This is a genomic window from Desulfonatronum zhilinae (genome assembly GCF_900182865.1).
Classification (GTDB): Bacteria; Desulfobacterota; Desulfovibrionia; order Desulfovibrionales; family Desulfonatronaceae; genus Desulfonatronum; species Desulfonatronum lacustre.
In genome coordinates this window covers 36,101-52,489 of sequence record NZ_FXUJ01000020.1, presented here as the reverse complement: position 1 = coordinate 52,489, position 16,389 = coordinate 36,101, and the positions used below count along the sequence as shown (strand labels likewise).

The 16,389-nt window shown below is 60.2% G+C and carries 15 protein-coding genes; 12 read left to right on the top strand and 3 right to left on the bottom strand.

The annotated features are described in order from the left end of the window. Positions 1–208: 208 nt before the first annotated feature. Complete coding sequence (locus AC559A_RS14775) at positions 209–2,173, bottom strand: transglycosylase SLT domain-containing protein (protein WP_498818488.1); 1,965 nt, start codon at positions 2,171–2,173, stop codon at positions 209–211. Between the two features lie 161 nt (positions 2,174–2,334). On the opposite strand from AC559A_RS14775, the gene AC559A_RS14770 reads away from it, so the two are divergent. After that, positions 2,335–2,997: a pyrimidine 5'-nucleotidase gene (locus AC559A_RS14770; RefSeq protein ID WP_028573259.1), complete on the top strand. Its 663-nt coding sequence runs from the start codon at positions 2,335–2,337 to the stop codon at positions 2,995–2,997. A 68-nt stretch (positions 2,998–3,065) separates the two neighbouring features. On the opposite strand, the gene hypB is transcribed toward AC559A_RS14770, so the two are convergent. Next, the gene (gene hypB, locus AC559A_RS14765) at positions 3,066–3,728 is read right to left on the bottom strand and encodes a hydrogenase nickel incorporation protein HypB (protein WP_028573258.1); all 663 of its coding nucleotides are present in this window, start codon (positions 3,726–3,728) and stop codon (positions 3,066–3,068) included. Positions 3,729–3,732: 4 nt separating this feature from the next. After that, positions 3,733–4,089 (bottom strand): hydrogenase maturation nickel metallochaperone HypA, encoded by a 357-nt coding sequence (hypA, locus tag AC559A_RS14760; RefSeq protein WP_498818487.1) that lies wholly within the window; start codon positions 4,087–4,089, stop codon positions 3,733–3,735. 269 nt (positions 4,090–4,358) lie between these two features. Here hypA and AC559A_RS14755 point away from each other — a divergent pair, with 269 nt between their 5' ends. From AC559A_RS14755 to AC559A_RS14705, 11 genes are all read left to right on the top strand, one after another. Beyond that, a complete protein-coding gene (locus tag AC559A_RS14755; RefSeq protein WP_028573256.1) occupies positions 4,359–5,015 on the top strand; it encodes a CBS domain-containing protein in 657 nt (218 codons plus the stop codon). Between the two features lie 2 nt (positions 5,016–5,017). Beyond that, a complete protein-coding gene (locus tag AC559A_RS14750; protein ID WP_028573255.1) occupies positions 5,018–5,800 on the top strand; it encodes an ABC transporter ATP-binding protein in 783 nt (260 codons plus the stop codon). Positions 5,801–5,861: 61 nt separating this feature from the next. Beyond that, on the top strand, positions 5,862–7,769 hold the full coding sequence (locus AC559A_RS14745) for an AMP-binding protein (RefSeq protein ID WP_498818486.1): 1,908 nt from the start codon (positions 5,862–5,864) through the stop codon (positions 7,767–7,769). A 43-nt stretch (positions 7,770–7,812) separates the two neighbouring features. Then, positions 7,813–8,700 carry a branched-chain amino acid ABC transporter permease gene (locus tag AC559A_RS14740; protein WP_028573253.1) on the top strand — a complete coding sequence of 296 codons (888 nt, stop codon included), beginning with the start codon at positions 7,813–7,815 and terminating at the stop codon, positions 8,698–8,700. A 41-nt stretch (positions 8,701–8,741) separates the two neighbouring features. Then, positions 8,742–9,788 carry a branched-chain amino acid ABC transporter permease gene (locus tag AC559A_RS14735; protein ID WP_028573252.1) on the top strand — a complete coding sequence of 349 codons (1,047 nt, stop codon included), beginning with the start codon at positions 8,742–8,744 and terminating at the stop codon, positions 9,786–9,788. Between the two features lie 35 nt (positions 9,789–9,823). Continuing rightward, positions 9,824–10,984 (top strand): ABC transporter substrate-binding protein, encoded by a 1,161-nt coding sequence (locus AC559A_RS14730; protein ID WP_498818485.1) that lies wholly within the window; start codon positions 9,824–9,826, stop codon positions 10,982–10,984. Positions 10,985–11,069: 85 nt separating this feature from the next. Next, on the top strand, positions 11,070–11,867 hold the full coding sequence (locus AC559A_RS14725) for an ABC transporter ATP-binding protein (protein ID WP_156933052.1): 798 nt from the start codon (positions 11,070–11,072) through the stop codon (positions 11,865–11,867). A gap of 3 nt (positions 11,868–11,870) precedes the next feature. After that, positions 11,871–13,412, top strand: a complete 1,542-nt coding sequence (locus AC559A_RS14720) for a sensor histidine kinase (RefSeq protein WP_498818484.1) — start codon at positions 11,871–11,873, stop codon at positions 13,410–13,412. A gap of 18 nt (positions 13,413–13,430) precedes the next feature. Continuing rightward, positions 13,431–13,817, top strand: a complete 387-nt coding sequence (locus tag AC559A_RS14715) for a response regulator (RefSeq protein ID WP_498818483.1) — start codon at positions 13,431–13,433, stop codon at positions 13,815–13,817. After that, entirely contained in the window at positions 13,810–15,489 is a 1,680-nt protein-coding gene (locus AC559A_RS14710) for a GGDEF domain-containing response regulator (RefSeq protein WP_498818482.1), read from the top strand. Before AC559A_RS14715 ends, AC559A_RS14710 begins: the two co-directional genes overlap by 8 nt. A gap of 2 nt (positions 15,490–15,491) precedes the next feature. After that, on the top strand, positions 15,492–16,256 hold the full coding sequence (locus tag AC559A_RS14705) for a response regulator (protein ID WP_498818481.1): 765 nt from the start codon (positions 15,492–15,494) through the stop codon (positions 16,254–16,256). Positions 16,257–16,389: the final 133 nt, after the last annotated feature.

Sequence of the window (16,389 nt, the reverse complement as noted above, 5' to 3'; positions counted from 1 at the left end):
CTCCTGTTCCCCAGATATTGTAACTACTCAGCACAGAGTAATGGCGTTGCCGTTGCCGGGGTCGGAGTCGGAATCGGGATCGGGATCGAAAACGCTGGGATGCGTTCTCAATTCTTCCTGTTCCGATTTCGACTCCGATACCGACTCCGACCCCGATTGCCAGAGCAAAAACGGACACAAAATATGCTGAGTAGATACCAGATATTGATCAATACCCGATTTCCGCCACCCGAGTTCCCCCGTCCCGGGGCTGGACCGGGGGGAGGCGGTGACTGACCCGGGTCAACGGTTGGCCGAGACGGTGTTCGTAGATGGCGGTGTAGGACAGAACGCGTTCCACGTAGTTGCGGGTTTCGTTGAACGGAATGGTCTCCACCCAGATGTCCGCGGGGAGTTCAACGCCCTGAGGCAGCCAGCCTTTGACCCGGTGTTGACCGGCATTGTAGGCGGCGGTGGCCAGGGCGTAATGGTCCTGGAGATCATCCAACTGGCGACGCAGATACGTGGTTCCGAAGCGGATGTTCCGCTCGGGCTGGAGCAGCAGCCGGGAACTGGAAAGCCGTTCTCCGTGCCATCCGGCAATACGTTGGCCGGTCTGGGGCATGATCTGCATCAGCCCCAGGGCGCCGGCGGACGAGCCCACGTCTTCCATGAACAGGCTCTCCTGGCGCATCACACCGTAGACCCAGGCCGGATTGAGATTTTTGGCCGTACTCTGGGCCATGATCTGGGACGAATAGGGCAGGGGGAAGCGGATTTCCAAGTCCGTATCGTGACGCGCGGCCACGACGGCCGTGATGGCCCGATCGTGCCACCCAAGATCCCTGGCCCAAATGGCCGCGGCCAACTTAACGCCTTCATCCAGCCGGGGCAGCGCCCGCTGCCATTCGCTGCGCCCCGGGCCGTAGCGCTTCAGGGCGAAAAATTCCACGGCCCGGCGTAGGCCAAGATCTTGCTTGGCAGTGTTCAGCATCTCCGCGGTCACGGCCACGGGCTGGTGTTCCACCTTGTAGGGCTGTCCGAGACGGTCCGCGGCAAGCATGCCGAAATAGTGCGTCTCACTGGCCAAATTATTGTACAGGGCCAGGGCTTGTTCAGCCCAGCCGGTCTGCTCCAGGGCCCGGGCCCGCCAATAGCGCCAGCGCGGTTCTTGTTGCTGGCCTTTGGTCAACCCGTCCACCTTGGTCAGTACCGCCGACCAGTCCTGTCGGCGCAAGGCCGCCCGAACACCCCACTCCCGCAACCGATCACTTCTCAAGTCCACGGGCAAAGCCCCGATCCGCTCCACGGCCCCGTCCTCGAAACGCAGGCTCATGAACAAGGCAATATCCACTTCTATATCGGCGAATCGCTCCCGTTCCAGACCGTTCCGCAAGCGGAGCCGGTCCCAATCCCCGGCTGTCCGGGTAGCGTCAACGCGGGTCAATTTGCGCATGCCGTGGGCCAGCACTGGGAGGGCGAAATCACTTTGGACGCCGCTCCAGTTGCGCTCCAGCACCAAACCGGGGCTCTCGTCCACCTTGCACCAGTACTCCACCCAGGGACGCTCTTCCGGGGGGAGATACCGGGTCAAATACCGGGCCAGCCCTGCCTGTCCCCCGTTCATGGCCAGCCGAATCCGTTCCGCCACCAGTTCCGGGCTCAGAAGATTCTTACCTCTCCATGCCGCGAAGAGCGGGTCGCAGCTTTTGGGACGGGATGTGCCGGAAAGCCACATCTCCCTGGCATGCTCCATGGCCGGGCCGGTCTTTCCGGCCCCCAGCAAGGCCTGACCGTAGAGGCACAGAAGGTCCTCGTTGGTCTGGGGAGTATAGTCCTGAAGAAAATCCGCCCAGCGAGCCTGCTTGGCCAGTTCGCGCAGCCACTTCCGACGCAGGGAATCCGCTGCCGGGATGTCGCCGTAGGCCTTCAAAAAGGCCCGGACCTCCGCTGTCGATCCGGACCCGAGCCTTCGCTCCAGGTCAGTGGCGGTCAGATAGGGCGTCAACGGGTAGCCGTCGAGGCGAGGCAATAGGCCCAGATAGGTTTGACGCTGCCCTTTGCGCAACGCCTCCTCGGCCTGGAGAAACAATCTTCGCTGTTCTTCCACGGAAGCGGCTTGGGCGGAACTAAGCCAGATAAACAGAGCGGCCACGGCAAACAAGACGTGGAGCGTCAATCGCGGCATGCGCATGTGTGGATCTCCTGAGCGGGTTGAGGTTCGCCGGTTGAGTGGCTATGTCATAGTGTCAATTCCGCTTGAAACTGACAAGCCCCATCGCGTCGTCTTTTGCGGATTGCGCCAATTCCTTCCAGCGACCATTCCCCACAAAACAAGCCGAACCAAGGATTCTCATGGATACGTTCATCTTCGATCTGGACAACACCCTCTATCCGGCGTCGAACTCGTTATTTCCGCTGATCGACGCCCGGATCAACCAATACATGCACGAACGGGCCGGTATTCCTGAAGAACAGGTGGACGCGCTGCGCCGCCTGTATTGGCGGGAATACGGGCTGACCATGGTCGGTCTGGCCAAGCACCACGGCGTGGACCCGGAAGACTACCTGGAATACGTCCACGACGTGGACGTGGCCGCGGTCCTGCGGCCTTGCCCGGAGTTGGCCTTGGCCCTGGCGGCCCTGCCCGGTGTCAAGGTCGTCCTGACCAACGGTTCACTGGCCCATGCCCAGCGAGTTCTGAAGGTTCTGGGGCTCCGGGAGGTGTTTACCGAAATATTCGACGTCCGGCTGGCGGCCTACCGGCCCAAGCCCTACCCCGAACCGTACCGGGAAACGCTGCGTCGACTCGGCGTCCCGGGGTCGCGATGCGTGATGGTGGAGGACATGGCCGTGAACCTGAAGACGGCCAAGGAATTCGGCATGGCCACGGTGCTCATTGACCCAGGCAATGGGCCGGGCAACGGCGAGGCGTACGTGGATGTGCGTATTGATGACGTGACCTTGTTTCCGGACGCTTATGCACGATTTGCGCGGGGAAAGAAAAAGGCGGGCTGAAAGCCCGCCTTTTATGTCGTCGACTTCGTCGACTAAATGCTATCGACTGAAATGATAGCCCCGTAATGCTACCGGCGCTCCGCCAGCGCTGCGTCCTTGAGCCACGCGTACCAGGGTTCCAGCCCTTCTCCGGTGCGGCAGGAAACCGGAAAAACGACGATTTCCGGATTCAGGGCCCGGGCGAAGCGGGTCGCCCTTTCCAGGTCGAAATCCACGTAGGGTAGCAGGTCGATCTTGTTCAGCAACAGCACCTTGGACTGGGCGAACATCATCGGATACTTCTCCGGCTTGTCGTCGCCCTCGGTCACGCTGAGCAGGGTCACCTTGGCCTTTTCGCCCAGGTCGAACTCCGCGGGGCAGACCAGGTTGCCCACGTTCTCGATGAACAGCACGTCCAGGGCCGCCAGGTCCATCTGTTTCAGGGCCTCCAGGATCATGGAGCTATCCAGGTGGCAGCCGCCCTCGGTGTTGATTTGCACGGCCTGGGCCCCGGTGGCGGCCACGCGCCGGGCGTCGTTGTCCGTCTGTAAATCGCCCTCGATCACGGCCATACGCAATTCATCGCGCAGATCGCTCAAAGTGCGCTCCAGCAGCGAGGTCTTTCCGGCTCCCGGCGAACTCATCAGGTTCAGGGCCAGCAGGCTGTTTTCCGCGTAGACGTTGCGGAGCTGATCAGCCAAGCGGTTGTTGGCATCCAGGATATTACGGATCACGGGGATGGTTTTGGACATGATATCAAGTGTCTCCTTCGATATGAGCAATGTTCAGTTCCTTGCCGGTGAGCACGGCATGCGCGAACTCCTCGCCGCAGGACGGGCAGGGAGCAAAGTGCAGGCTGCGCACCTCCGGCGAAAACGTCGTTTCACAGCTGGAGCATCGCAAAGACAGCGGCACTTTTTCATACTCCAGCACTGCCCCTTCCAGGGCCGTGCCAAGGGTCATGGCCTCAAAGGCCAGATCCAGGGCCTCCGGGACCATGGTGGACAGCGCGCCGTGCTGGATGGTTATCCGCTGCACGGTGCGCAGACCGTGATTGGCCATCTCGGCCTCCACGATCCGGATCAAGGACTCGGCAATTGACATTTCGTGCATGGGGACCCCCATACTGGAAACCTCCGGTATCGTCCAGGGAGGAAAAACACCCGCCCACTCCCCAAATTCCTTGCCTGCGCAACCTCCGCTGGACTCCAACGGCTTGAGCGGCTATCAGTGCCGACATCGGCACGCCAAACACTCCGTTCATGCCTTCATATCGCCGTTGACGGAGCAAGTATTGGACAAAAACTCCATCGCCTGCTCCATTCCGTTGAGTTCGAAAATTCACAACCCATGTTCCCCGCAAGCCCAAGGAGAATCCCGCCATGTATGTCGGACTGAAAATGCTCACGGACATGCCCACCATCACCCCCAAGACCTTGGTGATGGAGGCGGACAAGATCATGGAAAAAGGCCGCCTTTGGATGCTCATGGCCGTTGACGAAAAGGGCCGCTACATCGGGGCGGTACGCAAGGAGGACGTCCGGTCGGCCCTGCCCTCCCCGGTGACCACCCTGAGTCGGCATGAGTTGAATTACCTGATGTCCAAGCTGACGGTGGAAAAAATGATCCTCAAGGATGTCCCATCCGTTCCTCCGCAGATGGAAATCGAGGAAGCCGCCAAAATCATGTACGACAAGGACTTGGCCGGGCTGCCCGTGGTGGACTCCAAAAACATTCTGTTGGGGTACATCAACCGCAACGTGATGCTTGACGTTCTGGTGGAGGAAATGGGGCTGGCCCAGGGCGGGTCGCGAATCGTCTTCGAGGTCGTGGAGCGCACCGGGGTCATCGCCGAAGTCTCGAACATCATCGCGGCCATGAACGTGAGCATCATCTCCACGGCCACGTTTTATCACAATACGAAGCGGATGGTCGTCATCCGGATCCAGATGGACGATCCGGGACCGGTTCTCAAGGCCTTGTTGGAACGCGGCTACCATGTCGTCGGCCCCTGCGATTTCGCCAAGGAGTGGTGCTAGCAATGGCCATGCTGGAAGTCCGCGACGTCACGCTGACCTTTCGCGGCCTGGCCGCCTTACTGAATGTCGGCTTCAGCGTGGAGCAGGGCCAGATCGCCTCGCTCATCGGCCCCAACGGCGCAGGCAAGACGAGCATGCTCAACTGCATCAGTGGGCGGTACCATCCGGACGAGGGCAAAATCGCCCTGAACGGACGAGACCTGCTCCCCATGGCAGCCCATGACCGGGTCATGGCCGGACTTTCGCGGACCTTTCAGAACATCGCCCTGTTCAAGGGCTTGAGCGTGCTGGACAACCTGATGGTCGGCCGCCATATCCGCCTGAATTACGGCTTGCTCTCGTCCCTGTTCTACTGGGGCAAGGCCCGGCGCAGCGAGGATCTGCACCGCAAGCGCATTGAGGAAATCATCGACTTTCTCGGCCTGTCCCCCTACCGCCATCAGGTGGCGGGCAAGCTGCCCTACGGGGTGCAAAAACGGGTCGAACTGGGCCGGGCATTGGCCGGAGAACCGGAACTGCTGCTCCTGGACGAACCCATGGCCGGGATGAACCTGGAAGAAACCGAGGACATGGCCCGCTACATCCTGGACATCAACGAGGAATGGGGCATCACCGTCCTTCTTGTGGAGCACGACATGGGCGTGGTCATGGACATCTCCGACCAGGTGATCGTCCTGGATTTCGGCCAAGTCCTGGCCACCGGCACCCCGGTCCAGGTCCAGGCAGACCCGAACGTCATCGCCGCCTACCTGGGCAGCGACAACGCGTCGTTTGTCGGAAGATAGCCACGCGCCCCCCTTGAACTTTACGAAGAAAGAATCGCCTTAGAACGACACGGAAGACCCAATGCAGGAAGAACAACGTTCCCAACGCCCTTATGATACAACACTGCCCCGGTTGTTGCTGGACAACGCCGCGCGATTCGGGGCCAAGACGGCTCTGCGGGAAAAGGAATGGGGCGTTTGGCAGCCGTATTCCTGGACCGACTACTTGCGCAAAACCTCGGAATTCGCCGCGGGGATGAAGAAGCTCGGCCTGGGCAAGGGCGACGTGCTGGTGCTCATCGGCGACAACCGTCCGGAATGGCTCTGGGCCGAGCTGGCCATCCAGTCCCTGGGCGGCATGGCCCTGGGGCTGTACCAGGACGCACCGGTGGAGGAGATCGAGTACATCTTTTCGCTCACCAACTGCCGGATGGTCGTGGCCGAAGACCAGGAGCAGGTGGACAAGATGCTGGACCTGAAACAGCGCGTGCCCCATCTCCAATACGTGGTCTACCATGACGCCAAGGGCTTGTCCGGGTACAAGGAAGACGGCCTGCATCCCTTTGAACGGATTTGCGAACAGGGTCGCCCCGATGCGGGCCAGTTCGCCCAGTGGGTGGACCGGCTTCAGCCCGACGACACCTGTTTGATCGCCACCACCTCCGGAACCACCGGACGGCCCAAGCTGGCCATGCTCTCCCACCGCAACCTGCTGTCCATGGCCACCAACCTGGGCCGGGTGGACCCCAAGCACGACACCGACGAGTTCGTCTCTTTCCTGCCCCTGGCCTGGATGGGCGAGCAGATGATGGCCGTGGCCTCGGCCCTGCTGTTCGGCTTTTGCGTCAACTTTCCGGAGGAGCCGGACACGGTGCAGGAAAACATCCGGGAGATCGGGCCGCACCTGATCTTCTCCCCTCCCCGGGTCTGGGAGAATCTGGCCGCCCGGGTACGAGTCAAGATCATGGAGACCAGCCCGCTGAAGCGCTTTCTATATAACCTCTTCCTGCCCATGGGCACGCGCTACGCCGAATGCCTGCTTGCCGGAACCAAGCCCGGTCCGGCCTTGCGTCTGGGCAAGGTCCTGGCCGACGCCGGTCTGTTCCGGGCCCTGCGCGACCGGCTGGGCTTTTCCCGGATTCGCTCCGCCACTACCGGCGGCGCGGCCTTGGGGCCGGACACCTTTCGCTTTTTTCACGCTCTGGGCGTAAACCTGAAGCAGATCTACGGCCAGACGGAAATCGCCGGGATCTCCTGCATCCACGCGGACGGCCGGGTGGATTTCGACTCCGTGGGCGAGCCCATCCCGGAAACCGAGATCATCATTTCCGAGGAAGGCGAAATTCTCTCCCGTTCTCCGGCCGTGTTCCAAGGCTACTACGCCAACCCCGAGGCCACGGCCGAGACCATCCAGGACGGCTGGCTGCGCTCCGGAGACGCCGGATTCTTCAAGGACAACGGGCAGATCGTGGTCATCGACCGGCTCAAGGACGTCATGCACCTGGCCGACGGAACCCAGTTTTCGCCGCAGTTCATGGAGAACAAGCTCAAGTTCTCGCCTTATGTCCGAGAAGCCGTAATTCTGGGCAAGGAGCGTCCCCATCTGGCCGCGATCATCAGCATCGACCCGGAAATCGCGGGGCGATGGGCCGAAAGCCGGCTGCTCACCTACACCACGTACCAGGATCTGGCCGCCAAGAACGAAATCTACGACCTGATCCGGACCGAAATCGCCGAAATCAACGCCGGCCTCCCGGAAACCACTCGGATCAAGCGCTTCGCCCTGCTGTTCAAGGAACTGGACGCGGACGACGGCGAACTGACCCGGACCCGCAAGCTGCGCCGCAAGGTGGTGGAGGAGCGCTACCTGCCGCTCATCGAATCCCTCTACGGCCCGGACGTCTGCATGAACCTGACCGCTTCCATCCAGTACCAGGACGGGCGGATGCGGGAAATGTGCGGGAGTATTCAGATTGCTACCGTGGACTAAACGGTCCTTGCCCCATCCGTGAACCCTTCAGCCTGAATCAACCATGGAATACTATCTTCAACTCTTCGTGAACGGCTTAGTGGTCGGAAGCATTTACAGTTTGGTGGCTCTGGGCTTCGTGATCATTTACAAGGCGACCAAGGTTGTCAATTTCGCCCAGGGCGAGATGGTCATGGTCGGGGCGTACATCTGTTTCGCCTTGACCGTGCAGATGGGGCTGCCGTTTCTGGTTTCCTTTCTGATGACCCTGGTGTTTTCCGTGATCCTCGGCCTGTGCATCGAGCGGGTGATTTTGCGCCCGTTGATCGGCGAGCCGATCATCAGCGTGATCATGGTTACCGTGGGGCTGTCCACGGTGCTCAAATCCCTGGTCCAGTTGTTCTGGGGCACCCAGATCCGGGTCTATCCGCCCATCCTGCCCACGGACCCGATCTGGATCGCCGGCGTGCCGGTGGCCCCGGTGTACATCGCGGCCTTTGTCCTCTCCGCCCTGCTGTTCGCCGTGTTCTCACTGTTCTTCAAATATTCCCGGACCGGCATTGCCATGCGGGCCACGGCCATGGACCAGCAGGCCGCCCAGTCCATGGGCATCGGGGTCAAGAACATCTTCGCCCTGTCCTGGTGCATCGCCGCGGTGGTCTCCAGCATCGGCGGGATCATCCTGGGCAACATCAACGGAATCAACGCCCAGTTGGGGCACCTAGGCCTGAAGGTCTTTCCCGCTGTCATCCTCGGCGGCCTGGACAGTTTATTGGGCGCGGCCCTGGGCGGACTGATCATCGGCGTCCTGGAAAACGTGGCCGACGGCTTCATGCAGCAGGTCTTCAGCCTGCCCGGCTTCAAGGAAGTCGCCGCTTACGTGGTCCTGGTGATCATCCTGATGCTGCGGCCCTATGGGTTGTTCGGCACCCATGAGATCGAAAGAGTTTAGACACATGAATTTTAAGAATATATCATTCAAGCAGGTCGGCCATGCGCGGTAAATGCGGACTGTTTCACACCTCCTATGCCTCGGAAACCCGGTTCTTCCAGACCGGATTTCAGAAACTAAGCCTGGGCGTCTTCCTGGCCCTGCTCCTCTGTTCCCCGTTTTTCCTGAGCAACTATCAGGTCTCGATGCTGAACATGATCAACATCGCGGTGATCGGGGCCGTGGCCTTGAACCTGCTCACCGGGTGCTGCGGCCAGATATCCCTGGGCCACGGCGCGTTCATCGGCGTGGGAGCGTATACAACGGGCATCTGCACCCTGGCCGGATGGCCGTTTTTCGCGGCCCTGCTCTTCGGCGGGCTGGTTACGGCCGTGGTGGGCATGCTCTTCGGCATCCCATCGCTGCGCCTGAAGGGCATCTATCTGGCCATCGCCACCCTGGCCGCCCAGTTGATTCTGAGCTACGTCTTCCTGCACTGGGAGTCGGTCACCGGTGGCTCCATCGGCATGGGGCTGGACGCGCCGGTTATCCTGGGCATATCCCTGGATAACGACGCCAAGATGTTCTACCTGACCTTCGGCGTGGCCGCGGTCAGCGTCCTGCTGGTGGCCAATATCCTGCGCACCCGCCACGGGCGGGCCTTCGTGGCCATCCGGGACTTTCACCAGTCCGCCGAGTCCGTAGGGGTGAACCTCTTCGCCTACAAGCTGCAAGCCTTCGCCGTCAGCTCCTTCCTGGCCGGGATCGCCGGCGGACTCTGGGCCCACTACACCATGTACATCACCCCGGAGCAGTTCGACATCATGCTCTCCATCCAGTACCTGGCCATGATCATCATCGGCGGCCTGGGCAGCGTGCTGGGCAGCATCTTCGGCGCGGTCTTCGTAACCTTGCTCCCGGAATTTCTAGGCGCTTTGGCCCAGTTGGCCGGTACGTTCTTCCCGAACATCAGCATGTATTTCCTGGCCCTGCGCGAGGGCATCTTCGGCCTGATCCTCGTCCTGTTCCTGATCTTCGAGCCCGAAGGCCTGGCTCATCGCTGGCGACTGATCAAGGCGTATTGGAAGCTGTATCCATTCGCGCATTAGCAGATTTTTTCCACATATTCCAAGGAGGGATGGAGATGAGACGAGGACTTCTCTTAGTGGCGGCGGCCTTGATGCTGTTCGCGGCATCGCCGGGCTTGGCCCAGATCAAAGTCGGCGTGCTGTCCGATCTGAGCGGCCCCACGTCCGATGTTGGTCGGCCGTATGCCGACGGAATCCGGCATTGCGTCGAGTATCTGAACAAGCAGGGCGGCATTGCCGGGCAGCGCATCGAATTGCTCCAGGTGGACTACGCCTACAACGTGCAGCAGGCCATCGCGGCCTACAACCGCTTCAAGGGCCAGGGCATGGTTGCGCTGCAAGGCTGGGGCACGGCCGACACGGAGGCCTTGGTCCGGTTCGTGGCCCGGGACGAGATCCCGACCTACTCGGCCTCCTATTCCGCGCACCTGACCGACCCGAAAACAGCGCCCTACAACTTCTTCATCGCCGCGGACTATTCCACCCAGGCCCGGGCCGCCCTGCAGTACTTCCATGACAACTGGACCGAAGACCGCCCCATCAAGCTCGGCCTGCTCTACCCCAACCACCCCTACGGCCTGGCGCCCATTCCGGCCATCAAGGCCTTTGCCCAGGAGTTGGGCTTCGAGTTGGTAGGCGAAGACAACGTCGGCCTGGGAGACATGGACGCCACCAGCCAGTTGCTACGCATGCAGCGCCTGGCCCCGGACTACGTCTGGGTGGGCGGGACCATCTCTTCCACCGCGGTGATCCTCAAGGACGCTCAGAAGATCGGCATGCAGGCCAAATTCATCACCAACATCTGGGGCAGCGACGAGCAACTTCTGAAACTGGCCGGTTCCGCGGTCAACGGCCATTACGGCCTGCACACCTCCGCGGTGTACGGCGCGGAGGTGCCGGGCATGAAGGTCATCGAAGAACTCACCGGTGGCCGCCACCAGAATATCCACTACATCCGCGGCTTCGCCTCCATGTACACCATGGCCGAGGCCATCCGCGTCGCCGCGGAGCAGGGCAAGGTCACCGGGCCGGCCATTCGGGACGCCTCCCGGACCCTGCGCGACTTCGATCCCATGGGTCTGACGCCGCCGATCAGCTTTTTCGAAGATGATCACCGACCGAACATGGTGGTCTATCTCTACCAGCTTTTCGAAGATCGCATGGAACTGGTGGCTGAGCAGGAGTTGGAGCGACGTCCGGAGTGGTTTGGACATTAGGAGTACAGGGGCGGTTCGCAAACCGCCCCTCCTTTCCCCCCTGGTCTCCTGAACCGTGAACCGTAACCCCCTGAACCTCCCCACCATGGACCTGCTTAAAATCGAAAACCTCGAAGTCGTGTACAACGACGTCATTCTGGTGCTCAAAGGCCTTTCCCTGAAGGTCCGCCAGGGCCAAATCACGGCCCTGCTGGGGCCCAACGGCGCGGGCAAATCCACCACCCTCAAGGCCGTATCCGGACTGATCCGCACCGAGGACGGCGAGATCACCGAGGGCGCGGTCATGTATCAGGACCGCCCCATCCACAAGACCCTGCCTGAAAAGATCGTCCGCGAGGGCATCTTCCAGGTCATGGAAGGTCGGCGCGTCTTCGAGGACCTCAGCGTTGAGGAAAACCTGCGTTGCGGCGGCTTCACCCGCCCGGCCTCAGAGTATCCGGAGTCCTTACGACGGGTTTATGAATACTTTCCCCGACTCCAGGAGCGCCGTAAACAGTTGGCCGGATACCTTTCAGGCGGGGAGCAGCAGATGCTGGCCATTGGCCGAGCCTTGATGGCCAAACCGAAACTGCTCTTGCTGGACGAACCCTCTCTGGGGCTGGCCCCGTTGCTGGTGGAGGAAATCTTCACCATCGTCCAGCGGGTCAACCAGGAAGAAGGCGTAACTATCCTCCTGGTGGAACAGAACGCCCGCGCCGCCTTAAGCATTGCCCAGCACGGCTACATTCTTGAAAACGGACGGATCGTCATGGACGGCACTTCGGAATCCCTGCTCAACAACCCTGACGTTCAGGAATTCTACCTCGGCCTGGGCCACGGCGGAGAAAAACGCAGCTACCGCGACGTCAAGCACTACCGCCGACGCAAGCGTTGGCTCGGTTAGTTCATGCCCGTCAATGAGAAGCCTTCCGTGGCTTCCGAGGTCGCCGGCCCGCCCGGCCCCAACGTCGAAGAACTTTTCTCCGACGGACCGGTGGTCCTCTTTGTCTGGAAGCCGAAACCCGGCTGGCCCGTGGAATATGTTTCCCGAAATGTCGCCAGCCTGATCGGCTATAGTCCCACCGAAATTCTCTCACCAGCTTTCTACTTCATCGACCTGCTCCATCCGGACGACCTCCAGCGAACCGCGAACGACATCCACAACCACCTCAAGAACAATGCAAGCCAATTCGAACAGTTTTATCGACTGCGGCACAAGGACGGACCGTACCGCTGGATTCATGACTACACCCGGCCGGTATACGATCATTCCGGACAGATCGTTCGGATTCAAGGCTATCTCTTGGATCAAACCCCGCGCAAACAAGCCGAGCTGGCCCTGGCCGAGAACGCCCGCCAGACTCAGGCCATTTTGGACAACGTCATCGACGGGATCATCACCATTGACGAAAATCGCGTCGTGACCTCCTTCAACCGCGCTGCGGAGCGCATATTTGAATACAGCGCGCAAGAAGTGCTGGGACGAAACGTGAACATGCTCATGCCCGAGCCGTATCACAGCGAGCATGAAGGCTACGTCAACAATTACCTGCAGACCGGCGTGACGAAGATCATCGGTATCGGGCGCGAGGTCGAAGCCCGTCGAAAAAACGGACGGACCTTTCCCATGGAACTGTCCGTTTCGGAAATATCCCACAATGGGAAAAGGGTCTTCATCGGCATGGTTCGGGACATCACCGAGCGCAAGCGCATGGAGCGGATGAAAAACGAATTTGTGGCCACTGTCAGCCATGAACTGCGCACCCCCCTGACGTCCATCAGCGGCCCCATCAGCCTGCTCCTGGGCGGGGCGCTGGGCGAACTGCCGGAGTCGGCCCGCAAGATGCTGGAAGTAGCCCACAAAAACAGCCTTCGCTTGGCCAACCTGATCAACGACCTGTTGGACATGGAAAAAATCGCCGCTGGAAAGATGCCCTTTGAGTTGAGCACCCAAGAGGTAATGCCCATGGTGGAGCAAGCCGTGCACCTCAGCCAGCCCCACGCCGCCCAATACCAGGTCAAGCTGAGCTTGGTTGAACGTGCCGATGGAGTTCACGTCCGGGTGGACGGTCAGCGTCTGCAACAAATTCTGACAAACTTTCTTTCCAACGCAGCCAAATTTTCTCCCAAGGACGGCTCTGTCCAAGTCGGAGTAAAAAAACTGGACGGACAGGTCCGCATCCGGGTCAGCGACGACGGTCCTGGCATCCCCAAGGAATTCCGGAGTCGAATTTTCCAAAAATTCTCCCAAGCGGATTCCTCGGACACCCGGCAAAAAGGTGGCACCGGCCTTGGACTGGCTATTGCCAAGGAACTGGCCGAAAAGATGGGCGGACGCGTCGACTTTGAATCAGAGCATGGACAAGGATCAATATTTTACGTGGATTTGCCGCTAGTTGCGACCAAGGCTGAACGGGTGGTAGACGACTTCCGTCATTCTGAATCTTGACCCCTCCCCACACAACAAATGAGCACCCTCCAAAACATTCTCTACGTGGAAGACGAACCGGACATCCAGGCCGTGGCTCAGATCGCCCTGGAGATGGTCGGTGGCTTTACCTTGAAGGTTTGTTCCTCCGGCCGGGATGCGCTGGAGACCGTGCGGACGTTCGTTCCGGACCTGATCTTGATGGACGTGATGATGCCGGGCATGGACGGTCCGACAACCATGGGTGAATTGAGAAAACTGCCAGACCTGGAGCACACTCCCGTGGTCTTCATGACCGCTAAGGTCCAGCCGGGAGAAGTTTCCGAGTACTTGGCCCTCGGGGCTCGGGGAGTAATCGCCAAGCCCTTCGACCCCATGAAACTGGCCGACGAGGTGCGTGCGATCTGGGAACGGAAAAATGAGTGAGGATAAATCGTCGGCCATAGCAGACCAGTTGCAAGCCTTGCGAGACATGTTCCGCCAGCGCCTGGACAGCGAGATTCCACAACTAGAGCGACTGGCCGACGCCCTGGCCTCGGATTCCGACACGGCTCCTCACCTGGAGGAAATGCTACGCGCCCTGCACAAAATGGCCGGTTCCGCCGGTACCTTTGGCTTCCCGGAATTGGGCTCGGCAGCCAGAAGCCTTGAAGTCCGTCTTCAAGGTTGGGTGCAAAATTCCCGGCCGACAATGCCTCCGGCGCAAGACCTACATGATCTCCGTCGCGACGTGCATGCTCTGCGCGGATACCTGACGGAACATCAGCCCGTTGAAGAACCTTCCGACGACGCCGCGCAAACGACGGACCGTCCTTCGAAAATAAACGGCGAAGTCGTGGTATGCCTGGTGGAGGACGAAGAACCGTTGGCCCAGGAATTGAAGCGAATCTTCGGGCACTTCGGTTACGTGATTCATCGCTATACCTTGCTGGCTGAGGCGGCCCAATCCCTCCACCACCGGAAGCCGGATGTTATAATCCTGGACGTGGCCTTTGAATCAAACGGCCTGAACACCATCGAACAGGTAGTCCTTTCCCCGGAATTCACGGACCTGGGGCGGCCGATCATTTTTCTCTCCGACCGGGACACCTTTGATATCCGGGTCCAAGCCGCCCGCATCGGGGCTGAAGGGTTCTTTCCCAAGCCGGTGGATATCCCCAAACTCATCGACCGAGTCGAGCAGTCCATTCGTCGCAAGCAAGACATTCCCTATCGCCTGCTGATCGTGGACGACGACGAGGAGTTGGCAAAGCACTACGCACTGGTGCTGAAAGCGGACGGAATGGAAGCCAGGACCCTGAGCGAACCCCAGGGCATTCTGCACGTTTTGCGGGAATTCCAGCCGGAATTGATCCTCATGGACGTGGCCATGCCCGGTTATACCGGGATGGACCTGGCCCGAGTGATCCGGATGCATGAAGAATGGGTGAGCATGCCCATCATCTACCTCTCCGCGGAGACGGACAAGGACCGACAACTTTCGGCCTTAAGCAGCGGAGGGGACGATTTTCTGACCAAACCCATCTCCGACCACCACCTGGCCGCAGCGATCTCGGTCCGGGCCGCCCGAATGCGTCAGCTCACGGAACTGATGGTCAAGGACAGCCTGACCGGCCTGCTCAAGCACTCTCGCATCAAGGAACAGATCGCCCTGGAATTTGCCCGAACCAAGCGCGAACGGACGTCCCTGTGCGTGGCCATGTTGGACATCGATCACTTCAAAAAAGTCAATGACACCTACGGACACGTTGTGGGCGACCAAGTGATCAAGGCCCTTGCCCATCTCCTGAAACAACGCTTGCGCAAGACCGACGGCATCGGACGGTACGGAGGGGAGGAATTTGCCGTGGTCCTGCCCCGGTGTGAACCCGAAGCGGCTCGAGAGCTGCTGGACGACATTCGTAAACGCTTTAAGGAAATCCGGTTTACCGCCGAAAACGAAGATTTTACCGTGACCCTGAGTGCTGGAGCGGTCATGGCCGAGGAGTATCCGGACGCTTCGGCCATGCTCGTGGCCGCGGACGAGGCCTTGTATGACGCTAAACGCAGCGGCCGGGACCGTATTCATCTCGGCGGCGCTATGCAAAAGGACGCATAAACATGGACAAGATTGAAGCCCTGCTGCGGCAGATGCGGCGGGCATTTTTAAACGAAATGGGAGAGCGTTGCGATCGCCTGGAGCAAAAGATCATCCAACTGGAACGGACCCCCGTCGACCGCGACGTTTTCGAGGAACTGTATCGCGGCGTGCACAGCCTCAAAGGCTCTGGCGGAACCCATGGCCTGCACATCATCACCGCTATTTGCCACCAATTCGAAAACCTTCTTACCGAAGCCTCCGGGGCGTGCGATTTCAGCGACAACTGCATTTCCAAGTCCCTGGCCTACATTGATCTGCTGCGCAAAGTGCAACAGGTGGCCGGCGAGGACGATCCGGACTATGCGTCCCTGGAAGCTGAGCTGGAACGCTTGCGGGAACCGGAGAAACAACGGCGTATTGAAGTGCTGATGGCCGAACCCTCGAACATCATGCAGCAGGTCCTGCGCAAGGCCCTGGCGGACCAGCCCGTCCAGATCACCATGGTGGACGACGGAATCGCGGCCATCGAACTGCTGATGCGTCACAAATTCCAGGTCGCCGTCCTGGCCCGTGAACTGGTCCGGCTCAACGGCGTGGCCGTGGTCGCGGCCATCCGCGCCTCCCAGGGCCGCAACGCCAAAATCCCCTTCATCCTCCTGACCAGCAACCCGGAAACCGTCCCGCGAAACGTGGCCATCGACAAGGTCCTGCCCCGTGACAAACACCTGATGGTCGAAGTGCTCCAGACCCTGACGGGGTTGACCGGCTCCCGAACCGATATTTGACCTTTGCCGCGGGCCGGGGCTACAAGCTCACGCCTTTGCCCGCGACCAAAAAATTTTCTTACGGCAGTCGCTCAACATTTACGCTTAAAGGACATCCGGGGGTTTTGGGAACCTCGGTGCCCGCACATATTCA